The 21,197-nt window shown below is 70.7% G+C and carries 23 protein-coding genes; 16 read left to right on the top strand and 7 right to left on the bottom strand.

Annotation, left to right across the window (positions count from 1 at the left end; translation table 11 throughout):
* The first annotated feature begins 6 nt into the window (after positions 1 to 6).
* Positions 7 to 813 carry a pyrroline-5-carboxylate reductase gene (gene proC / locus R8F63_16220; GenBank protein MDW3220159.1) on the top strand — a complete coding sequence of 269 codons (807 nt, stop codon included), beginning with the start codon at positions 7 to 9 and terminating at the stop codon, positions 811 to 813.
* Positions 814 to 856: 43 nt separating this feature from the next.
* Positions 857 to 1,723: an SAM-dependent chlorinase/fluorinase gene (locus tag R8F63_16215; protein MDW3220158.1), complete on the top strand. Its 867-nt coding sequence runs from the start codon at positions 857 to 859 to the stop codon at positions 1,721 to 1,723.
* Between the two features lie 90 nt (positions 1,724 to 1,813).
* Here the strand turns inward: R8F63_16215 and R8F63_16210 are convergent, their stop codons facing one another.
* Genes R8F63_16210 through R8F63_16200 form a run of 3 tightly spaced genes read right to left on the bottom strand, consistent with a single transcriptional unit; the run spans position 1,814 to position 4,250 of the window.
* A complete protein-coding gene (locus R8F63_16210) occupies positions 1,814 to 2,629 on the bottom strand; it encodes an ABC transporter permease subunit (GenBank protein MDW3220157.1) in 816 nt (271 codons plus the stop codon).
* Complete coding sequence (locus tag R8F63_16205) at positions 2,626 to 3,594, bottom strand: ABC transporter ATP-binding protein (GenBank protein ID MDW3220156.1); 969 nt, start codon at positions 3,592 to 3,594, stop codon at positions 2,626 to 2,628. Before R8F63_16205 ends, R8F63_16210 begins: the two co-directional genes overlap by 4 nt.
* On the bottom strand, positions 3,591 to 4,250 hold the full coding sequence (locus R8F63_16200) for a CAP domain-containing protein (GenBank protein MDW3220155.1): 660 nt from the start codon (positions 4,248 to 4,250) through the stop codon (positions 3,591 to 3,593). The genes R8F63_16205 and R8F63_16200 overlap by 4 nt, the downstream gene beginning before the upstream one ends.
* An 82-nt stretch (positions 4,251 to 4,332) precedes the next feature.
* Between R8F63_16200 and R8F63_16195 the strand changes: the two genes are divergently transcribed.
* Positions 4,333 to 5,826: an AMP-binding protein gene (locus R8F63_16195; GenBank protein MDW3220154.1), complete on the top strand. Its 1,494-nt coding sequence runs from the start codon at positions 4,333 to 4,335 to the stop codon at positions 5,824 to 5,826.
* Here the strand turns inward: R8F63_16195 and R8F63_16190 are convergent.
* Positions 5,819 to 6,421, bottom strand: a complete 603-nt coding sequence (locus R8F63_16190; GenBank protein ID MDW3220153.1) for a DUF4328 domain-containing protein — start codon at positions 6,419 to 6,421, stop codon at positions 5,819 to 5,821. The genes R8F63_16195 and R8F63_16190 overlap by 8 nt on opposite strands.
* A 142-nt stretch (positions 6,422 to 6,563) precedes the next feature.
* Between R8F63_16190 and R8F63_16185 the strand changes: the two genes are divergently transcribed.
* The 6 genes from R8F63_16185 (at position 6,564) to R8F63_16160 (ending at position 11,656) form a co-directional block, all read left to right on the top strand.
* The gene (locus R8F63_16185) at positions 6,564 to 7,211 is read left to right on the top strand and encodes a redox-sensing transcriptional repressor Rex (GenBank protein MDW3220152.1); all 648 of its coding nucleotides are present in this window, start codon (positions 6,564 to 6,566) and stop codon (positions 7,209 to 7,211) included.
* Positions 7,212 to 7,273: 62 nt separating this feature from the next.
* Entirely contained in the window at positions 7,274 to 8,530 is a 1,257-nt protein-coding gene (locus R8F63_16180) for a glutamyl-tRNA reductase (protein MDW3220151.1), read from the top strand.
* Positions 8,531 to 8,534: 4 nt separating this feature from the next.
* Positions 8,535 to 9,434 (top strand): hydroxymethylbilane synthase, encoded by a 900-nt coding sequence (gene hemC, locus R8F63_16175; GenBank protein MDW3220150.1) that lies wholly within the window; start codon positions 8,535 to 8,537, stop codon positions 9,432 to 9,434.
* On the top strand, positions 9,431 to 10,645 hold the full coding sequence (locus R8F63_16170; GenBank protein ID MDW3220149.1) for a GNAT family N-acetyltransferase: 1,215 nt from the start codon (positions 9,431 to 9,433) through the stop codon (positions 10,643 to 10,645). Before hemC ends, R8F63_16170 begins: the two co-directional genes overlap by 4 nt.
* 31 nt (positions 10,646 to 10,676) lie before the next feature.
* On the top strand, positions 10,677 to 11,015 hold the full coding sequence (locus R8F63_16165) for a hypothetical protein (protein MDW3220148.1): 339 nt from the start codon (positions 10,677 to 10,679) through the stop codon (positions 11,013 to 11,015).
* A 5-nt stretch (positions 11,016 to 11,020) separates the two neighbouring features.
* Positions 11,021 to 11,656 carry an HAD-IA family hydrolase gene (locus R8F63_16160; GenBank protein MDW3220147.1) on the top strand — a complete coding sequence of 212 codons (636 nt, stop codon included), beginning with the start codon at positions 11,021 to 11,023 and terminating at the stop codon, positions 11,654 to 11,656.
* Between the two features lie 3 nt (positions 11,657 to 11,659).
* Here the strand turns inward: R8F63_16160 and R8F63_16155 are convergent, their stop codons facing one another.
* Positions 11,660 to 12,511: a methyltransferase domain-containing protein gene (locus R8F63_16155; protein MDW3220146.1), complete on the bottom strand. Its 852-nt coding sequence runs from the start codon at positions 12,509 to 12,511 to the stop codon at positions 11,660 to 11,662.
* A 105-nt stretch (positions 12,512 to 12,616) separates the two neighbouring features.
* Between R8F63_16155 and hemB the strand changes: the two genes are divergently transcribed.
* The 3 genes from hemB (at position 12,617) to R8F63_16140 (ending at position 15,686) form a co-directional block, all read left to right on the top strand.
* Positions 12,617 to 13,597, top strand: a complete 981-nt coding sequence (hemB, locus tag R8F63_16150; GenBank protein ID MDW3220145.1) for a porphobilinogen synthase — start codon at positions 12,617 to 12,619, stop codon at positions 13,595 to 13,597.
* The gene (locus R8F63_16145) at positions 13,594 to 14,856 is read left to right on the top strand and encodes a glutamate-1-semialdehyde 2,1-aminomutase (protein MDW3220144.1); all 1,263 of its coding nucleotides are present in this window, start codon (positions 13,594 to 13,596) and stop codon (positions 14,854 to 14,856) included. The genes hemB and R8F63_16145 overlap by 4 nt, the downstream gene beginning before the upstream one ends.
* 80 nt (positions 14,857 to 14,936) lie before the next feature.
* The gene (locus R8F63_16140) at positions 14,937 to 15,686 is read left to right on the top strand and encodes a YceI family protein (protein MDW3220143.1); all 750 of its coding nucleotides are present in this window, start codon (positions 14,937 to 14,939) and stop codon (positions 15,684 to 15,686) included.
* Positions 15,687 to 15,699: 13 nt separating this feature from the next.
* On the opposite strand, the gene pgi is transcribed toward R8F63_16140, so the two are convergent.
* On the bottom strand, positions 15,700 to 17,352 hold the full coding sequence (gene pgi / locus R8F63_16135; GenBank protein MDW3220142.1) for a glucose-6-phosphate isomerase: 1,653 nt from the start codon (positions 17,350 to 17,352) through the stop codon (positions 15,700 to 15,702).
* 159 nt (positions 17,353 to 17,511) lie between these two features.
* Here pgi and R8F63_16130 point away from each other — a divergent pair, with 159 nt between their 5' ends.
* A complete protein-coding gene (locus tag R8F63_16130; GenBank protein MDW3220141.1) occupies positions 17,512 to 18,294 on the top strand; it encodes a hypothetical protein in 783 nt (260 codons plus the stop codon).
* A gap of 57 nt (positions 18,295 to 18,351) precedes the next feature.
* Here the strand turns inward: R8F63_16130 and R8F63_16125 are convergent, their stop codons facing one another.
* Complete coding sequence (locus R8F63_16125; protein ID MDW3220140.1) at positions 18,352 to 19,197, bottom strand: hypothetical protein; 846 nt, start codon at positions 19,195 to 19,197, stop codon at positions 18,352 to 18,354.
* Positions 19,198 to 19,489: 292 nt separating this feature from the next.
* Here R8F63_16125 and R8F63_16120 point away from each other — a divergent pair, with 292 nt between their 5' ends.
* The 3 genes from R8F63_16120 to extP are packed head-to-tail and all read left to right on the top strand — an operon-like array spanning position 19,490 to position 21,194.
* Complete coding sequence (locus R8F63_16120) at positions 19,490 to 19,942, top strand: hypothetical protein (protein MDW3220139.1); 453 nt, start codon at positions 19,490 to 19,492, stop codon at positions 19,940 to 19,942.
* Positions 19,939 to 20,355 carry a 4Fe-4S dicluster domain-containing protein gene (locus R8F63_16115; protein ID MDW3220138.1) on the top strand — a complete coding sequence of 139 codons (417 nt, stop codon included), beginning with the start codon at positions 19,939 to 19,941 and terminating at the stop codon, positions 20,353 to 20,355. Before R8F63_16120 ends, R8F63_16115 begins: the two co-directional genes overlap by 4 nt.
* A 41-nt stretch (positions 20,356 to 20,396) precedes the next feature.
* Positions 20,397 to 21,194 carry a selenite/tellurite reduction operon b-type cytochrome ExtP gene (gene extP / locus R8F63_16110; protein MDW3220137.1) on the top strand — a complete coding sequence of 266 codons (798 nt, stop codon included), beginning with the start codon at positions 20,397 to 20,399 and terminating at the stop codon, positions 21,192 to 21,194.
* Positions 21,195 to 21,197 lie beyond the last annotated feature (3 nt).

Genomic DNA, 21,197 nt, shown 5'->3' with positions numbered 1-21,197 from the left:
CCGGACGTGACTGACACCGTGCGAACCACGCTCCAGATCGTCGGCGGCGGCAAGATGGCCGAGGCCCTGGTGGGCGGCCTCGTGGCCAACGGCTGGGCGCCGCCGGAGGAACTCCACGTCGTCGAGCCGGACGACGATCGCCGCGCCGCCCTCGCCACGCTCCTTCCGGGCGTGCGCACCGGCCCGACGCCCGTCGCGGCGCGCGATGTGGTGGTCGCGGTGAAGCCCAACATCGTGCCGGTGGCGTTGGACGGTCTGGCCGACACCGGCGTCCGCCGACTCGTGTCGATCGCCGCCGGCGTGCGGTGCGCGGCGATGGAGGCCCGGTTGCCCGAGGGGACCGCGGTCGTGCGCTGCATGCCGAACACCCCGGCCCTGGTCGGCCAGGGCGCAGCCGCCGTCGCTCCCGGGGTCGCGGCGACCGCCGCGGACCTCGAGTGGGCGTCGTCGATCCTCGGCGCCGTCGGCACGGTCGTGGTCGTCGACGAGGGCGACCTCGACGCCGTCACCGGTCTGTCCGGATCCGGCCCCGCGTACGTCTTCCACCTCGCGGAGGCGCTCATCGCCGCCGGCATCGCGGAAGGACTCACGCCGGAGACGGCCGACACGCTCGCCCGCCAGACGCTGCTCGGGGCGGCGACGCTGCTCAGCGAGTCCGGCGAGGATCCCGCGGTGCTGCGCACGAACGTCACCTCGCCGAACGGCACCACCCAGGCCGGCCTGGAGGTGTTCGCCGAGGCGGACCTGATGGACCTCGTCGCCCGCGTCGTCAAGGCGGCCACGGACCGCTCCCGCGAACTCGGCGGCGGGTGACCCGCCTACGTCGCCGACCGGGACGGCCGATACCGTCTCGGGTGTGAACGCCCGCTTCGACACCGTCTCGTTCCTGTCCGACTTCGGGCTCGACGACGAGTTCGTCGGCGTCGTGCATTCGGTGATCCGCTCGATCGCGCCCCACGTGAACGTCGTGGACGTCACCCACGGCATCGCCCCCCACGACACCCGCGCCGGCGGTCTCGCCCTCGCCCGCGCCGCGAACTATCTCTGCCCGGGCGTCGTGGTCGCCGTCGTCGACCCGGGTGTCGGCACGACCCGACGGCCCATCGCGATCGAGGTCGGGGACGGCGCGTCCTTCCTGGTCGGCCCGGACAACGGTCTGCTCGCGCCGGCGGTCGGCCTGGTGGGTGGTGCGACCCGTGCGGTCGAGCTCACGTCGGTGGACCACCGGCTGCTGAGCGCGGCGGGCGCCACGTTCGACGGGCGCGACGTGTTCGCCCCCGCGGCGGCCCACCTCTGCAACGGCGTGCCGCTCACCGATCTCGGTCCCGAGATCGAGCCCGCCGGACTCATGCCCGGCGTGCTCCCGGTGAGCCAGATCGAGGACGGCGTCCTCGTCGGCGAGGTGTTGTGGGTGGACCGGTTCGGCAACTGCCAGCTCAACGTCGACCCCCTCGAGCTCACGACCTTCGGCCCGGACCTCATGGTCACCATCGCCGGCGACGATCGCGTCGGTCTGCGAGCGGACGCCTACGACGAGATCCCCACCGGGCGCGTCGGCCTCGTCGTCGACTCGAGCGGACTGCTCTCGATCGCGGTCGCCCGCTCCTCCGCGGCCGCCGAGCTCCGGCTCGCCGAAGGTGACGAGGTGCGCATACGCGCCCTCGACGACGACGCCCGTCCCGGCGTCGTCACGCCGGTCCAGTTGGGAGATCGTCCCCGATGAGAAGCGGCACGACCCTCGTGATCGCCCTGCTCCTGTTCGCGATCCTCGCGGCGGGCGCCCTGCAGTTCTTCCTGCTGGCCCGCTGAGGGATCAGGCCGTGCCCGCCACCCGGTCACGGGTGAAGCGGGCCGCCCCGCGCCACACGAGGGTGAGCGCGACGATCCAGACCACGGCGCCGATCGCGATCGCGAGCGGCAGATCGAGCAGCAGGATGCCCGTCGACTGACCGACCGCGACGAAGACGAGCGGGAGGATCACGGCGCCACCGAGCTGGTTCGCCTCCTGGGTCGTACGACAGCGGGCGGAGACGCGGACCATCACGCCGAGCCCGAACGTGGCGACCGCGGGCGCGACCCAGAAGATCATCACCAGCCAGAGGGCGTTCGGCACGATGAGCCCGTCCACGATGCCCCACGACACGAGGTTGGCGACCACACAGAAACAGGCGAAGCCGATCCAGGAAACGGCGACGGCGGGAAGGAAGCCGGTCAGGAACTTGCCGATGAACAGGTCGCGATCCGACACGGGCAGGTGCAGCAGCGTCTCCATCGTGCGCCGCTCCTTCTCGCCGGCGAAGGCATCGGCGGCGAGGACGGCGGACACCATCAGCGGCACGATCAGGAACAGCGGAGCGAGGAGGAATCCGAGCACGAGGGTGAGGAGCTGTTCCTCCGGGGGGAGCGCCTGGATGGGTTCGGCGAGGCGGGCCGGGAGGTTCTCGAGGATGCGGATGTCGGGCGAGTCGGCGCTGCTCGCCCGCCGGGCCGCGAAGCCGACGACCAGTGGAAGCACGACCATCAGCAGCACCGGGACCGTGAGCATCGGGATGACGACGGCCTTGCTGCGCCGCACGGCCCGTAGATCGCGGGCGACAATCGCGCGGATCACGGCGGTGTCGGTGCTCATGTCCACTCCGACGCGAAGCCCGACTCGAGGGCGAAGTAGATGTCCTCCATCGATGCGGGGCGAATGGTGGCGCCGAACACGTCGATGTCGTTGGCCGCCAGCGTGGCGACGAGCCGGGGCATGACGGCGCGGTCGCGCAGGGCGACGGTCGCCCCGGTCGCGCGGGCGTCGGCCCGCAGCACGCCGGTGATCGAGCCGATGAGATCGAGGACCTGTTGCGACACGGGTCCGGCCAGGTCGATGTCCGCGGGGATGCCGTCCCACAGGTCGGCGGCGAGCTCCTCGGGTCGGCCGATCGCGCGCAGGCGGCCCCGATCGAGCACGGCCATGCGGTCGGCGACCCGGCCGGCCTCGCCGAGGAAGTGGGTGGCGAGGATGATCGTGCGACCCTGGTCGCGGGCCAGCGTGCCGATGAGTGACGTGACGTCACGGGTGGCGGCGGGATCGAGCCCCGACGTGGGCTCGTCGAGGAACAGCACCTCGGGGGCGTGGAGCAGGGCGCGGGCGAGCGCGAGCCGCTTGCGTTGGCCGGTGGAGAAGCCGCCGGTGCGGATCTCCGCCATGTCCGCCATGGCGAACCGCTCGAGCTGTTCGTCGACGCGGGCGCGAGCGTCGGCGATCGAGTACCCGCGCATTCGGGCGGCGTACTCGAGGTTCTCGCGGGCGGTCAGCCGGTCGTCGAGGCCGGCGTTCTCGGTGAGCACGCCGGTGCGACGCCGTACGGCCTCGCCGTCGGTCGCGGGATCGAGGCCGAGGACGCGGGCATGGCCGCGGTCCGGTGACAGCACCCCGTTGAGCATGCGGACCGTCGTGGTCTTGCCGGCGCCGTTCGGTCCGAGGAGGGCGAGCACCTCGCCGCGCGCGACGCGCAGGTCGAGCCCGTCGACCGCGACCCGACCGTCGAAGGAACGGGACAGCGCGTGGGCCTCGATCGTGACGTCGGATGCCGTCGACGCGTCGTTCACGTGCCGACCTGGTCGAGCAGTGCGAGCAGGGCGAGCACCCGCTCGGCGGTGATCGGTGGCGCGGGCAGGGGGGCGGTCGGCGACACCGTGCTCGCCGGCACGCTCGTCGGTGGCGCGGTCGGGGGCGGGGCCGTGGTCGGTGGGGCCGTCGTGGTCGTCGTCGAGGGCGCGGCACCGGGGAGCTGGAGGAAGCGGTGGGTTGTGTACATCGCGGCGTCGCGCCAGACGACGCCCACGCCGACCTCGGTGAAGGAGGGGTCGACGATGTTCGCGAAGTGCCCGGAGCTCGCGACGAACGCGTCCATCAGGACCTCCACACTGGCGCCGACCCCGACGTTCTCGCCCAGCTTGGCCCACTCGCCGGTGTAGCCGGCGCTGATCGGGTTCGCGTGGAAGATCTCGCCGGCGTCGGCCATCACCTGCGCGTGCTCACGGGCGAGGTTGCTCAGCTCGATGTTGACCGTCAGAGGGGGGAGTCCGTTGTCCGCTCGGACCTGGTTCAGCGCGGCCACGAACGCGGACTCGTCGCTCGCCGACGCCGAGGCGGGTTCGGCCGGTTGCACCAGCTGGGAACCCAGCACGGTGAGCGCGGCGGCGACGATGAAGGCCAGCCGACGACGGTTGCGTCGGCGCGGCGAGTCGGGGACGAGGTTCATCTCGCTGTTCCCGTCGGTCGCAGCCCCGGTTTCCTTGAGTCCCCAGGAGGTCTGGATGTCCCGGGCGTGGCATCATCATCGGGTGAACCTGGCCACCTTGCTGGAAGACCATCCCGGTGATCGCACCGCGCTCGTGGCGGGCGGGGACCGCATCAGCTACGGGCGCTTGCGCGACGAGATCGACGCGACCCGCGGCGTGCTCGCCGGTCTCGGGCTCGCGCCGGGCGATCGTGTCGCGATCCTGTGCGGGACCAACCCGCGGTTCGTGCGGGCGTGGTTCGGCGTGATCGGCGCCGGTCTCGTGGCCGTGCCGCTCAATCCGCAGGCGCCGGCACCGGAGATCGAGCGGGAGCTGGCGATGTCCGGCGTGAAGGCGGTGATCGCCGGTCCGGCCGGTGTCGGCGCGATCGGTGATCTGGACCGCGCCGCGGTCCCGACGCTGGAACACGTCCTCGTGCCCACCGGAGCCGATCTCGACCAGGCGACCGATCTCGACGAGGCGATCGAGATGTCGAGCGGGGCGCCGATCGTCGAACGGGCCGACGACGACGTCTGCGCCCTTCTCTTCACCAGTGGCACCGCGGGATTCCCGAAGGCGGCGATGCTCACCCACGGCAACCTCGCGTCCAGCATCCGGCAGGTGCTCTCCCGGCCCGGCCCGGTGACCCGGCCGGACGACGTCACGGCCTGTGTCGTGCCGATGTTCCACGTGCTCGGCCTCAACTCGATCCTCAACCAGACGCTGTGGGTCGGCGCGACACTCATCCTCATCGAGCGCTTCGACCCGACGTCGATGGTCGAGCTGATCGAGGACGAGAAGATCACCGTGCTCGCCGGCCCACCCACGATGTGGGCCGCGCTCACGCAGGTCGACGGGGTCACCCCGGCCCAGTTCGCGAGCCTGCGCATCGCCGTTTCCGGCGCCGCACCGCTGCCCGACCGGGTCGTCCACGACGCCCGGGACCGACTCGGATTCCGGATCCACGAGGGCTACGGGCTGACCGAGACGAGTCCGTCGGTCACGGTCGCCTCCGGTGATGCACCGGTCGGGTCGATCGGTCGCCCGATTCCCGGGGTCGAGGTCCGCTTGGTCGACGAGGCCGGCGACGACGTCTACATCGGCGATGCCGGTGAGGTGCTCGTCCGCGGTCCGAACGTGTTCGCGGGGTATCTCGACGATCCGGAGGCGACCGCCCGGATCCTCGACGACGACGGCTGGCTCCACACCGGCGACATGGCCGTGGTCGACGACGACGGCTACCTCTTCCTCGTCGACCGCGCCAAGGACCTGATCATCGTCAGCGGGTTCAACGTCTACCCGGCCGAGGTCGAGCGGGTGCTGATGACGCATCCCGCAGTGGCTGACGCGGGCGTCGTGGGCGTGCCCCACCCCCACAGCGGTGAGGCGGTGAAGGCGTTCGTCGTGGCCGCGCCCGACCGCGCCGTCGAGGAGGACGAGCTGATCGAGTGGTGCGCCACCGAGCTCGCCCGCTACAAGTGCCCCACGAAGGTCGACGTCGTCGACGAGATCCCGCGGGGCCTGGGCGGCAAGACCCTGCGCCGCGAGCTCAGGTAGCCGGTCCGGCCGCGGCGTCGGCGCGCCCGACGCGCCGAACCAGCACGATCAGGACCGCGCCCGCCGCGATGTGCGCGGCCCGCCCCGTCGCGCTCCACCGGTCGAGCGCGATGAACTCGTCGACGTCGTCGGGCAGGATCGCGAACGCCACCGACCAGATCAGCATCGACGGCACCCAGAGCACCCACCACGTCCACAGCAACAGCTTGCTCCGGAGCCCCGCCGTGGGACCGAGCAGCTCCCCCATGATCCGCACCGGTCGCCACATCGCGAGGAAGGGGACGAACCAGGCGCCGATCGCCCATCCGCCGGCGTGTGACGCCACGCCGCGCCGCTCGAGGTTCTGGTACGCGGCGTGGAACCAGACGAGGAAGGTCACCCCGGCGATCAGATAGGTCACGCTGAAGAGCAGGCTGGTGACCAGGACCCGGGTGTCGGCGGCATCGAGGTGACGTTCACCGACCCCGAGTCGGTCGGTGAACGCGCGGACCGTGTCGGCCCGCCGCCACAGGGCGTGCGTGGAGAAGGCGGCGATCGTGATCTGGACACCCACGAACGCCTGGGTGAGCCGGCCGAGCACGAGGAGGGAGCGCACGGGGCCCGTCGGCCGGGTCGGGTAGCGAGGCCCGCTCGGTGGCGGCGGTGGGGGTGGAGGGAGCGAGGTCATGGCCGATGCGTGCGTTGCTCTTCCGCTCGTGCGCTTGTGAAATCGATCACGAATTCCGTAGCGTAGGGGCGTGGCCACCGGACACATCCCCGAGGCGACCGTCGCCCGCCTCCCCGTCTACCTCCGCAGTCTCACCGCGCTCGCGGGGGACGGCCAGTCCACGACGTCCTCGGACGTCCTGGCCGAACTCGCCGGCGTCAACGCCGCCAAGGTGCGCAAGGACCTCAGTTACCTCGGGACCCATGGCACCCGCGGCGTCGGCTACGACGTCCGCCATCTCGTCTTCGAGGTCAGTCGGGCGCTCGGCGTCGCGAACACGTGGCCTGTGGTCGTGTGCGGCCTCGGCAACCTCGGACGCGCCCTGGCGAACCACACGGGGTTCACGGATCGCGGGTTCCCGGTCGTCGCCGCCGTCGACGTGGACCCCGAGCTGATCGGTTCCTCGATCGATGGGGTTCCCGTGCACCATCCCGACCGGCTGGCCGACGTGGTTGCCGAGCTCCGGATCGCGATCGGCGTGATCGCCACGCCCGCCGCGGCCGCCCAGGAGACCGCCGACCGCCTGGTCGCCGCCGGCATCCGCTCGATCCTCGACTTCAGCCCGACGGTCGTCAGCGTGCCCGCCGACGTCGAGGTCCGCGCCGTCGACCTGTCGACCGAGCTCCAGATCCTGGGGTTCCATCTCCAGCGCGATCTGCCCCATCCGGGGGACATGTGACCATCGTCGCCGTCGCTGGTCAGAGGTTGGCAAACCGGCCTGCCATCCGTCACTCTTGACCCATGTCGATCGTCGCCATCGGGTGCAACCACCGTTCCACCCCCCTCGCCAAACTCGAGCGGATGACGGTCGCGCCCGACGGCATGGGCAAGGCGCTGTCCGGTCTCGGTCAGGCCGACAATCTCTCCGAGGTCGTCGTGCTCTCCACCTGCAACCGCATCGAGGTCTACGCCTTCGCCGAGCGGTTCCACGGCGGCTACCAGGACGTGCGCGAGTTCCTCGCCCGCCATGCCGGCCTCGCCCCGGAGGACGTCGCCGACCACCTCTACGCCCACCACGACACCGAGGCGGTGCGCCATCTCTTCTCGGTGGCGGCCGGTCTCGACTCCGCCGTCGTCGGTGAACACGAGATCCTCGGCCAGGTGCGCGATGCCTGGGAGCAGGCCCGGGTCGAAGGCACGGTCGGGTCCTCACTCGGCACCCTGTTCCGCCATGCCGTGGAGACCGGCAAGCGAGCCCGCACCGAGACCTCCATCGGCCGTGGCATCGCGTCGGTCTCGCAGGCGGCCGTGGCGCTCGCCGACGAGCGGAGCAACGGCATCGCCGGGCGAACCGTTCTCGTCATCGGCGCCGGCGAGATGGCCGAGGGCACGGTGAAGTCGCTGGCGAAGGCCGGGGCCGCCGACGTGCTCGTCGCGAACCGCACCTGGGACCGTGCCGTCTCGCTCGCGCAGGCGTGCGGGGGACAGGCCGTCCCGTTGGCGGAGCTCGAACAGGCGCTGGCCCGGGTGGACGTGCTGGTCACCACCACCGGTGCCCAGGACCTGATTCTCGACGTCGCCGACATGTCCCAGTTGGCGGTGACGCGGTCGCAGCCGCTCGTGATCGTCGACGTCGCGGTGCCGCGTGACGTCGACCCGGCTGCGCGCCAGATCAGGGGGATCACCCTGCTCGACATGGACGACATCGGCGCCTTCGTCGACGAAGGGCTCGACGGTCGCAACGGCGAGGTCGAGAGCGTGCGAGCGATCGTCGACGGAGAGGTCGACCGCTACCAGGCGATGGTCTCGGCCCGCGAGGTCGCCCCCCTGATCGCCGAGCTCCGCAACCGAGCGGACACGATCCGCACGTCCGAACTCGAACGTCACATGGCGAAGCTGGCGGGCCTCGATCCGGACCAGCGCGCCGCGGTCGAAGCGCTCACCAAGGGTCTCGTCAACAAGCTGCTGCACGAGCCCACCGTCCGGCTCAAGGACGCCGCGGGCCGGGCCCGGGGCGAACGACTCGCCGAGTCGATCCGCGACCTCTTCGATCTCTGATCCCGTGGCTCTCCGGGCGGCGACTCGCGGCAGTGCGTTGGCGCTGTGGCAGACCGACTACGTGCGGGCACTGCTGACGGCGGCAGGGAGCGGCGACGGGTTCGAACGCGTCGTGGTGTCGACCGCGGGCGATCGCGACACCGCGACCCCGATCCACGCGATCGGTGGCAAGGGTGTGTTCGTCAAGGAGGTGCAGGCCGCCGTGCTCGACGGGCGGGCGGACCTCGCCGTGCACTCGGGCAAGGACCTCCCGGCCGAGACGCCCGACGGCCTCGTGATCGCCGCCGTCCCGACGCGGGCCGACCCGCGTGACGCTCTCGTCGGCTGTACGTGGGATGCCCTTCCGACCGGGGCCCGGGTGGCGACCGGGTCCGTTCGCCGCCGCGCCCAGCTCGCCTGGCATCGGCCCGACCTCCGCTTCTCCGAGCTGCGGGGCAACATCGCGACCCGGCTCGACAAGGTCGCCGACTTCGACGCCATCGTGATGGCGGCGGCTGCGATCGACCGCCTCGAACTGGACCGCGACGACGTGGACCGGCTCGACCCGGCCCTGGTGGTGCCCCAGGTCGCCCAGGGCGCGCTGGCGATCGAGTGTCGAGCCGACGACGCGGCGACGATCGAGGCGTTGGGGGCCATCCAGGACGCCGCGACCCGCCGCCTCGTGGATGCCGAGCGCGCTTTTCTCTCCGAGCTCGGCGGCGATTGCGATCTGCCGGCCGGCGCCCACGCGGTGTCGACCGCGGACGGCACCGTCGAGCTGGTGGGCATGCTGGCCTCGCTCGACGGCCGGGTGATGATCCGCGAGCGCCGGACCGGCGACGATCCCGACCAACTCGGCCGGGGGGTCGCCCGTCACCTCCTCGACGACGCGGGCGGCGCAGACCTCCTGGCGGACGCACGATGACCGCCGGGCCGCTCGCCGGTGTGCGGGTGGTCGTCACCCGTCCACGCGAGCAGTCCGCCGCCCTGTGCGACGCCCTGGTCGAGCTCGGCGCCGAGCCGGTGCCCGTGCCGGTCATCACGATCGAGGATCCGCCGGACGGGGGCGCGGCGCTGACCGACGCGCTGGCGCGGCTCACCGCGGGCGACTGGCTCGTGATCACCAGTCCGAACGGCGCGACGCGCGTCGGCGCGGCCCTCGAGGCTCCGCTGGCGGACGGCGTCTCCGTCGCCGTGATCGGCCCCGGCACGAAGGCGAAGGCCGAGGCGGCGGGTCTGCGGGTCGACCTCGTGCCGTCGTCCTCGATCGCGGAGGGCCTCGCCGAGGCGCTGCCGAGCCCGGGCGCCGACGGGGGCACGATGCTGCTCGCCCGGGCCGAGACCGGCCGCGATGTGCTGCCCCGCGAGCTCCGGGATCGGGGATGGACGGTCGAGGACGTTCCCGCCTACCGCACCGTCGCGGTCGAGGTCGACGCCACCGCGGCCGAGGCGTGTCGTCACGCCGACGTCGCCGCCTTCACCTCGGCCTCCACGGTGCGGCACCTCGTGGCCGGCGTCGGCGTCGCCAACCTGCCGCCGGTGCTCGCGTGCATCGGCCCGGCGACCGCCGACGAGGCGGTGGCGCTCGGTCTGGCCCCCGACATCGTCGCCGATCAGCATTCGATTCCCGGCATCGTGGCGGCGATCGCCGCGGCCGTGCCCGACCTGGTGCTGTTGCGGCCCGAGCCGGCTGCCGCGGCCGAGTCGCAGTGGATGCTCGAGCAGTACTTCGCCGAGATCGACCGGCGCTTCGAGACGGGCCTCGACCGGGAGAACGTCCTGACGACCGACGTGCACGAGATCAGCCCGCCGAACGGGCTGTTCCTCGCCGGCCGCCTCGCCGGTGCGCCGGTGGCGTGCGGCGTGTTGAAGAAGGTTGCCCCGGACGTGGCGGACATCAAGCGGATGTGGGTCTCCGATGATGTCCGGGGCCGGGGGATCGGCCGCCGCCTGCTGGAGCGCCTCGTCGCCGAGGGGCGTGCCATGGGCCTGCGGCGGGTGCAACTGGAGACCAACCGGGCGCTCCCCGAGGCGATCGCCCTCTACCGCAGCGCCGGGTTCGCGGAGGTGGAGCCGTTCAACGACGAGCCCCACGCCCACCACTGGTTCGCCCTCGAGCTGGATTCCTCGAACTGACCCGCGGGAGCGCCCCGGATCGGCCACTCTGGTGACCATGCAACGCGGCGCGCCCTCGCCCGAACGCGACGATCTCCTTCGCACGCTCGATGACCTGCTCGTGCTGCTGCGGACCCACGGCGAGACCACGTGGGCGGACTGGTTGGACCGGGACCGGCGGCTCATCGCCGACGGTCACCCGGATGCGGTGGCCCATCTCCTCGCGGCCTACGGCGGGATGGGGAGCTTCTCGGATCTGGCCCTGCACCGCGCCAACGGTCACGAGATCGACGACGACAAGGCGCGAGCCGTCAACGACCGATTGCGCACCCTGCGTAGTGCCGTGCACGCGCAGGCCACGGCGTTGCGCGAACGCGAGAGTCCGCCGTGACCGCGATGGCGATCGTCTTCGACTTCGACGGGACGATCGCCGACACCGAGTGGCCGATCTACGAGGTGGCCCGCGACGCGTTCCTCGCCCACGGGCTCGACATGCCGCTCGAGACGTGGGTGCAGGGCATCGGTCTGGCGGACAACAAGTCCCTGCCGGAGCTGATCGCCGATGCCCTCGGGGAGCCGCCGGATCCGGCCGTCATCGAGCGGGCGGCGAAGCAGCGTCGGGACTGGAACCACCGTATGGTCGCCAATCCCGGGGTCGTGGCCGTGATCGAGGCGGCGAACCGGGCCGCGGTTCCGCTGGCGGTCGCCAGCAGCTCGCCGACCGCGTGGGTCGAGCCCCACCTCCGCCGTCTCGGGCTGATCCACCACTTCGTGGCGATCCGTACCCGCGATCATGTCGACCGGGGCAAGCCCGCACCGGATCTCTACCTGTCCGCCTCGGCCGCGCTCGGCGTCGACCCGGACGGGTGTGTCGCCATCGAGGACTCCAAGCACGGGTGCGCCGCCGCGAAGGCGGCCGGCATGACGTGCGTGGTGGTACCGAACCGGATCACCGTGCTCGACCGACCGCGAGACGCGGATCTGATCCTCGACTCGCTCCACGAGTTCCCGTACGAGCGCTTCGGCCTCTGACGGTCAGTCGGGTGAGCGACCGGTGACGATCCAGGTGGCCGAGGGCGCCAGGACCCCGTCGTCGCCCTCCCAGTCGGCGAACGCCTCGACGAGCGCGGCGGCGACCTTTTCCGCGGTTTCGGGGTCGTTCGCCCGCAGCGCGGCGGCCGGCGGCATGAGTCCGAACAGGAAGTCCACGGCCTCGCCCATGGAATCCCCGAGCTTCACGCTGACCTCGCGGCCCGCGAGCTCGACGTCGGTGTAGCCGGCGTCCGTGAGCAGCTGCTCGAGTCGCGCGGGGTCGCTGAGGGAGAACGGGCCGGGGGCGGTCGGATCCGCCCCGAAGGGCATCTCGGCGAACTGCCCGATGACCGAGAGCGGGACGGATGCCCATTCGTTCTGCACCGGTGTCTGCCAGCAGACGAACCCGATGCGGCCACCCGGCCGGAGGGCCGTGCGCATGTTGGCGAACCCGCGGACCGGATCCGAGAAGAACATGACGCCGAACCGCGAGTAGAGGCCGTCGTGATCGCCTTCGAACGGTGCCACCATCGCGTCCGCGACCTCGAACGAGACGTTGGTGACGCCGGATGAGGCGGCGAGCTCGCGGGCGCCGTCGATCATCGTCGGACTGATGTCGAGCCCCCGCACGGACCCTTCCGGCCCGACCCGGCCCGCGAGGTCGATCGTGGCGCTGCCGGCTCCGCATCCGATGTCCAGGATGCGCTCGCCCGGCGCCGGGGCGAGCGCGTCGATCGCGGCGATGCCATGGTCGCCGGCCTGATCGTCGAACCGCTCGCGCAGGGCGGTCCAGAGCGTGCCGGCGCTCGACCAGAAGTCCGCCTGGGCCTGGTTGCTCTCGTGGATCTCCGACATGACACTCCGCTCGTGGACGGCGACGACCAGTGTCGTCGCCGATCGGATGGCCGTCCAGCGGCGGTCGGCTTCGGCCCCGGCCCCTGGTGTCGGTAGCCTTTCGGGGTGACCTTTCCTCAGCGGCGGCTCCGTCGTCTCCGGCGAACCCCGGCGCTGCGCCGCATGGTGCGGGAGACCCGACTTCATCCGGACGACCTGATCGCGCCGCTCTTCGTGCGCGAGGGCATCGACGAACCCCAGCCGATCGAGTCGCTGCCCGGTCAGTTCCAGCACAGCCGGGCATCGTTGCGCGAGGAGGTCCGGCAACTGAAGGACCTCGGCGTGCCGGCGGTGATCCTCTTCGGCGTGCCCGAACGCAAGGACGCCGAAGGCTCCGAGGCATGGAATCCGGACGGGATCGTCCAGGTCGCGCTCTCGGACCTGCGTGACGACCACGGCGACGACCTCGTCCTCGTCGCCGATCTCTGCGTCGACGAGTACACGGACCACGGGCACTGTGGTGTGCTCGACGCGGGCGGGCAGCCGGACAACGACGCGACGCTCGAGCTCTACGAGCAGATCGCTGTGGCGCAGGCCACGGCGGGGGCCGACATCGTCGCGCCGTCCGGGATGATGGACGGGCAGGTCTTCGCCATCCGTGAGGCGCTCGACGACGCCGGGTTCGACGACACCGCGATCCTCGCGTATGCGGCCAAGTACGCCACGGCCCTCTACGGCCCCTTCCGTGACGCGGTCGACGTGCAGATCGCCGGCGGCGGTGACCGCAAGGGGTACCAGCAGGACGTGGCCAACGCCCGCGAGGCCATGGAGGAGATCCGCGAGGACATCGCGGAGGGCGCCGACATGGTCATGGTCAAGCCGGCGATGCCCTACCTCGATGTGATCGCCCGGGCCCGGGCCGAGCTCGACGTGCCGATCGCGGCGTATCACGTGAGCGGCGAGTACGCGATGGTCCACGCGGCGGCGATCCAGGGCTGGCTCGAGCTCGAGCCCGTCGCGTTCGAACACACGCTCGCGATCAAGCGGGCCGGCGCGGACCTGATCCTCACCTACTTCGCCCGGATGCTCGCGGAGGGCATGCAGTGAGCCGGCCCACCAACGAGGCCTTCTTCGACCGCGCCCGGGCCGTCATCCCCGGTGGCGTGAACTCGCCGGTACGGGCGTTCGGCTCTGTCGGTGGCACGCCTTACTTCGTCGAGCGGGGCGAGGGGCCCTACGTCTTCGACGTCGAGGGCCGCCGCTACATCGACTACGTCATGAGCTACGGCCCCGGCATCCTCGGCCACGCCCACCCGACCGTCACCGAGGCGATCGTGAAGGCCGCGGCGCAGGGCGCGAGCTTCGGCGCGCCGACCCCGAGCGAGGTGCTCCTCGCGGAAGAGATGTGCCGGCGCATCGACGGCATGGACATGGTGCGTCTGGTGAACAGCGGCACCGAAGCGACGATGACCGCGATCCGTCTCGCCCGCGGCGCGACCGGTCGGGACACGATCGTGAAGTTCGCCGGCAACTACCACGGCCACTCCGACGCCCTGCTCGTCGCCGGTGGCAGTGGCGTCGCCCAACAGGGGCTCAAGGGGTCCGAGGGTGTGACCGCGGGTGCGGTCGCCGACACCGTCGTCGCGCCCTACAACGTCGTCCCGGAGATCGACGACTCCGTCGCCGTCGTGGTCGTCGAACCGGTGGCCGCCAACATGGGGCTGATCGAGCCCCGGCCCGGATTCCTCCAGGGCCTACGCGACGCGTGCGATGCCGCCGGCGCCCTCCTCATGTTCGACGAGGTCATCACCGGCTTCCGGCTCTGCCCCGGTGGGGCTGCGGAGTGGTCCGGGGTGCGGCCGGACCTGTGGGCGTTCGGCAAGGTGATCGGGGGCGGGCTGCCCGTCGGCGCGTTCGGCGCGTCCCGCGACCTGATGAGCCACCTTGCCCCGCTGGGCCCCGTGTACCAGGCGGGCACGCTGTCGGGAAACCCGCTCGCCACCGCGGCCGGGCTCGCCCAGCTGTCGTTGTTGACGCCCGCCGCCTATGACGAGCTCACCGCGACGGCCACCGCACTGCAGGTCGGGATGGAGGCTGCGTTCGCCGATGCCGGGGTGACGGCGACGGTCCCACGGGTCGGCCCGTTGCTCGGCCTCTTCTTCGGTCCGACGCTGCCGTCCGACTTCGACGAGGCGAAGGCGATCTGCGAGAACGGCGTCTACGAGCGGTTCTTCCACGGGATGCTGGCCGAGGGTGTCGCCCTCGCTCCGGGGGCCTACGAGGCGCTCTTCCCGTCGCTCGCCCACGGTAGGGCCGAGGTGGAGGCCACCATCGAGGCCGTCCGAACGGTGGCCGCCGGTCTCTGACGGAGCGACGTCTGCACAAGACGCGAACCGGATCGGACGGCCGTGCGTAGAGGATCTCGAGCAACGACCCAGGAGCGGGCATGAACAAGAAGTATGTGATCGGTGGCGGAATCGGCGCACTGGCGGTGGTGGTGTTCGCCGTGTGGTTCCTCTTCTTCAAGGACGACGCCCCCGACGCGGTGGACCTCGGTGATGCCAACGACCAGCTCGATGCCGACCTCGCCGCGTCAGGAGACGGCGACGGTGGGGAGGATGGCGATGGCCCCGTCCCGACGGGTATCGACGGCGTGTGGGCCGTCGACGACGAGATCGGGACCTTCGACTTCGAGACGGCGAGCGGCAGCTTCGCGGGATTCCGGGTCGCGGAGGAGCTCACGATCGGTGAGACGACGGCGGTCGGCCGTTCCGGTGGCGTCACCGGCAGCGTCACCATCGACGACGGTCAGCTCGTCGGCGCCGACGTCACGGTGGACATGACCTCCATCGTCTCGAACGACCCCCGGCGGGAGAGCGCGATCCGACGGGCGATCAATGCCTCGGAGTTCCCGACCGCCACGTTCACGTTCGACGGCGGCGTGGACGTCTCCGCCATCGAACCCGGCGGCGATCCCCAGAGCTTCACGGTCGAGGGTGAGCTCACCGTGGGCGGGGTGACCAACCCCGTGACGTTCGCCATCGATGCGAACGTGCGCGACGACGGGTTCGGCGTGATCGTCGGTTCGACCGAGCTCGTGTGGGAGGACTTCGACATCACTCCGCCGTCGGCCTCGATCGTGGTCAGCGTGGCCGACGAGGGAACCGTCGAGTTCCAGCTCATCGTCGCCCGCTGAGAAAGTACTGGGGTCAGACCCCCGTACTTTCTCCGCCGCGGTGGGTGCGGTAGCGCTCGATGAGGGCGTTGGTGGACGCGTCGTGGTCGAGGGTGGCCGAGGGGTCCGTGAGCTCGGGGACGATGGCGTTCGCCAGCATCTTCCCGAGTTCGACGCCCCACTGATCGAACGAGTTCACACCCCACACGACGCCCTGGGTCAGGACCTGGTGCTCGTAGAGGGCGATCAGCTGACCGAGCACGGACGGGGTGAGCGCCGGCGCCATGATCGTCGTCGACGGCCGGTTGCCCGGGAACGTGCGATGGGGGACGAGGGCGGGGTCCGTCCCGGCCGCCGCGACCTCGGCGGCCGTCCTGCCGAAGGCGAGCGCCTCGGACTGGGCGAGACAGTTGGCGACGAGCAGGTCGTGGTGGGCCTCGACCCCGGGGAACTCGGCGTCGGTGTGGTCAGGCCTGGCCATCACGATGAAGTCGCACGGCACCACGGTCGTCCCCTGGTGGAGCAGTTGGTGGAAGGAGTGCTGGCCGTTCGTGCCGGGTTCGCCCCAGACGATCGGGCCGGTCTCGTAGGTGACAGGCTCGCCGTCGGCCCGCACCCGCTTGCCGTTGCTCTCCATGTCGAGCTGTTGGAGGTAGGCGGGGAAGCGGTGCAGGTAGCGCGAATAGGGGAGGACCGCACGGGTCGGCAGGTCGTTGAACGTGCGGTACCAGACCTCGATCAGGCCGAGGAGGGCGGGCACGTTCCGATCGAGCGGCGCGGTGGCGAAGTGCTCGTCGACCGTGCGGAAGCCGGCCAGGAACTCCTGGAACGCCTCCGCCCCGATGGCCAGCATGAGCGACAGCCCGATCGCCGAGTCGACCGAGTAGCGACCGCCGACCCAGTCCCAGAAGCCGAACATGTTGTTCGTGTCGATGCCGAACGCGGCGACCTCGACGTCGTTGGTCGACACGGCGACGAAGTGTTTCGCGACGGCCTCGTCGCCGAGCGCGGCGGTGAGCCAGCCCCGGGCCGAGCGGGCGTTGGTCAACGTCTCGACGGTCGTGAACGTCTTCGACGAGATCACGAACAGGGTGGTGGCCGGGTCGAGATCCGCCAGCGCGGCGGCGATGTCGCTGCCGTCGACGTTGCTGACGAAGCGGCAGCGGATGCGGGGGTGGCGATGGGCGGCGAGGGCCTCGTAGGCCATGACGGGGCCGAGGTCGGAGCCCCCGATGCCGATGTTGACGACCGTCTCGATCGCAGCCCCCGTGTGGCCGACCCAGTCGCCGTCGCGGACGCGATCCGAGAACGCGGTCATCTTCCGCAGGACGTCGTGGACGGCGGACACGACATTGTGGGACGAGCCGTCGACCTCGATCACCCGGTCCTCGGGAGCGCGCAGGGCGGTGTGGAGGACCGCACGGTCCTCCGTGGTGTTGATGCGCTCGCCCCGCAGCATGGCTTCGACCCGTTCCGTGAGCCCGGCCCGGTCGGCCAGCGCGATCAGGGCATCGAGGATCTCACCGGTCACCCGGTGCTTGGAGTAGTCGACCACGAGGTCGCCCACGGTCAGCGTCATCGCGTCGGCCCGGCCGGCGTCCTCGAACAGCCGCCGCAGCTCGAGCGCGTCGAAGTCCGCGGCGAGCGCCGTCACCGCCTGCCATTCCTCGGTCGTCGTGATGTCCATCGGCCCTCTCGGGGGTTGCCTCGGTAGCGCCATTCTCGCGGCTCGCGCCGGGTTGGCGGTGCCGCGTGGGTCCATCGACTCATTCTCCGGGCGGTCTTGAGCCGCATGGCTCATGGAGCGGGACCCCTCGTGGTCCGTAGTCTCGGTAGCGGACGACTCATGGCCAGGCTCACGACACGCATCCTCATCCTCGCGACCGCCGTGGGCATCCTCGCGGGCGTCAACATCGCCCGGCCCTGGGAAGACGACGGCCCGTCCACCCAGCTCGGCACCGCAGGGGTCGAACTCGGCGGGGACACGGCGCGCATCGTCGAGCGGGTGTCGTACCGCCAGGAGGTCGAGCGCGTCGGTGACGTGATCGTCGTCGACGGTCATCCTCGCGACGCAGTCACGGCCGAGCTCGACCCGGTCTGGGCCATCGTCGACGCCACCTGGCCGACCGCCCAGCGCGACGAGCTGGCGCAACTCTCGGTCGTGCGGGAGGACGAGCGGGGGCTCGTCGGGGTCGTCCACCCCTCGGTCACCGGCGGTTGGATCCTCAGCCTCGACATCGCCGACGTCGAGGACCGTGCCCTGATCGAGGAGACGATCGTCCACGAGCTCTCCCATGTGGTCACGCTCGACAACGAGGTCTTCACCTTCGGTGACGTCGACGGCTGTTCCGGCACCCAGATCTCCCTCGGCTGCGCGGCGGCCGGGTCGGTCCTGTCGGATTTCGCCGAGCGCTTCTGGCCGGGCGACGTGGCGAGTGGTGATCCGGCCGACTTCGTGAACGACTACGCCTCGACCGCGGCCCACGAGGATCTCGCCGAGACCTTCACCGGCTGGGTGCTCGGCTGGCCGACCGACAGCGCCACGGTCGACGCCAAGATCGCGACGCTCGCGGCGGACCCTGAGCTCGCCGCCCTCGCCGCCGACCTCCGCGCCCGACTCCTGGCCTGAACGCGGAACGGACCGCCCGAAGGCGGCCCGCTCGGCGAATCGCTTCCGGACGAGTTGCTACTCGGAGGCCGTCTCGTTGCCGCCGCCGGACTCACCGCGAGCCTGCTGGAGCAGGTCGTGGATCTCGGCGACGGTGAGGCCGCCGAGATTCTCGATGCCCTCTTCCTCGGCGACGTGGACGAACTCCTCGAGCACCTCGAGTTCTTCGGCGATGGCGTCGGCGTCGATCTGGTCGCCACCGAACTGGGAGCGCTCGTGGAACACCGAGGCGGCGAGCTCCTCGACCGAGAGGCTGCTGGCGAAGGCACCCATGCTCGAGCCGAACGAACCGACCGTGCGCTGGCCGCCCGGGCGGTCGGGGTCGCCATAGAGGTTGGTGCCCTCGGCGGCCTCGGTGCCGGCGGAGCCGTTGGCGACCCAGCCGATGTGACCGGCGAGGCCGTCGTAGGCGTCGCCGGACTCGTAGACCGGGAAGGTGAGCAGCACCTCGCCGCCGTTGAGGACCCGGCCGCTTCCGCCGCCTCCGCCGCCACCGTGGCAGCCCGCGCAGTTGGCGGTGTAGACCTCTTCGCCCTCGAAGGCGAAGCCGCCGGTGGTCGGCGGGTTCTCGAGGTAGCCGACGTAGTAGATCGCCCAGATCGGCAGGAAGAGCAGCACGGGCATGACCCAGACGGGGATGGTCTTGCGGGCCTTGGCGGCCGCGACCATCGGGGTGTCGGGAATCGGCTCTGGCTCGGGCTCCGGCTCGGCGGGCACGGCCGCCGCCGCGGGAACGGGCGCCGCTGACGCGGGAGCAGCCTCGGCCGCCGGCGCGTCCGCGGACGAGGCGTCGCCCTCTTCGCCGCTGAGGCGGGCACGGGCTTCTGCGGCCTTCTTGAGAAGGTGCTCGGGAACTTCGGTCACCGTCGTCTCCGGTGCGGGGTCGAGTACATGGGTCTGTCGATCGTTGAACGAGCGCAGACCGCTCGAAGGATAGAGGCAGTGTCGCACGTCCGAACAACTCGGAGACGGACTTGTCGGCCCCGGGCGAAATCCGCGGCGCCGGATTGGGTTCGCGCGCATTTTCCCGTGGTAAACCTTCGGCCAACCCGAGTGGTGCGCCACCTCGGGTCTACACTTGTGCGTGGATTCACGAAGTCGTGGATTCTGTGTTGTTCAGCTCGTCCGTCTACCCCAGTTCTCCACCGGAGTCCCCGTGGTCGCCTTCACACTGTCCAGCCTGATCATGCTCGCCATCACCGGTGGAATCGTCGCGTACTCGAAGCGCCGCCCGGTCGGTCAACCCCACACCTGGGGCGAGGCGATGCTGGGCTCGTTCATCGTGTTCTTCCTGCTGTTCTGGGCCTACGGCGTGGTTCCCCATCAGTGGCTGGTGTGGGCCGAGAACGAGCTCAACTGGCGCTCCGACAAGTTCTTCCACGGGCCGGGCGGGATCCTGAAGCCCCAGTCCGCGGACGGCTGGAACCCCATCACGATCAACTACCTCCACATCGAGCACATCATCGCCGTCGTCATCTACGGCGTGGTCCTGGGCGGCAACATCGCCCTCTGGTCGATCTGGCAGAACCGGGGCAAGGCGCAGGAGGAGACCGCGCCGGCCCGCTCCACGTTCGGCCGTCCGCTGGTGAAGGAGGGCTCGTCGTCGTGACCACGACCGATGCGAACCCGCCGATGCCGGAGTTCCGCGACGACTACGTGCTCCAGGAAGTGGACGCGGCGTGGCTCTCCCAGGCGGTCAAGCCCAAGCAGTTCATCCACATCGACCAGTCCGAGTGCATCATGTGCGAGGGCTGCGTCGACATCTGCCCGTGGAAGTGCATCTTCATGGTGCGCCCCGACGCCATCGACGAGGCGATCGGCACGGAGCAGCCCGGGCTCGACCCGAACGACCACGTGATCTTCACCATCGACGACGACGTGTGCACCCGTTGCGCGCTCTGCGTCGATCGGTGTCCCACCGGTGTGATCATCCTCGGCAAGATCGGCGACCCCGCCGCGGCCGGCGACGCCCACCAGCGGACCAACTCCCACGGCTACGGATACGGCATGCGCCTCGGCTGAGGCTCTGACCACCAACACCAGACAGACAAAGCGAACCTCTCATGGCAACCGACACCGACGACGAGATCAAGAAGCCCCTCCCGCAGCGGCTGCAGGACTCCGCGGCCCAGCTCGGCGACGACATCGTCTCCAGCCAGGCGTGGAACTCCATCTTCCGTCCGGGCTCGATCTTCCGGAAGGGCTACACCGACAGCCCCCGTAACCGCTCCTACGTCATCATGAACTCGGTGATGTACCACCTCCACCCGGTGAAGGTGAAGCGTCACGCGGTCAAGGTCTCCTACACGCTGTGTCTCGGCGGGCTCAGCTTCTTCCTCTTCATCCTGCTGACGGTCACCGGCATCTTCCTGATGTTCTTCTACCGCCCCACCGCCGCCGCGGCGTGGGACGACATCTACACCCTGCAGACCTCGGTCACCTTCGGGCTGCTCGTACGGAACATGCATCGATGGGGTGCGCACCTCATGGTGCTCACCGTGTTCCTCCACATGGCCCGCGTCTTCTACCACGGCGCCTACAAGCCGCCGCGCGAGTTCAACTGGGTGATCGGCGTGATCCTGCTCACGCTCACGCTGCTGCTCTCGTTCACCGGCTATCTGCTGCCCTGGGATCAGCTCGCACTCTGGGCGGTGACGGTGGGCACCAACATGATGGGGTACACACCGGTGTTCGGCGACCAGGTCAGATTCGTGCTCCTCGGCGGCGTCGAGATCGGCACGGACACGTTGTTGCGATGGTACGTGTTGCACGTCCTCATGCTCCCGTTCGTGATCGTCATCTTCATGGCGATCCACTTCTGGCGGGTGCGCAAGGACGGCGGCATCTCGGGTCCGCTGTAGGCC

The sequence above is a fragment of the Acidimicrobiales bacterium genome, assembly GCA_033344915.1.
Taxonomy (GTDB): domain Bacteria; phylum Actinomycetota; class Acidimicrobiia; order Acidimicrobiales; family Aldehydirespiratoraceae; genus JAJRXC01.
Note: the sequence above shows the minus strand (reverse complement) of the source record. Positions and strands in the feature narration are given on the sequence as shown.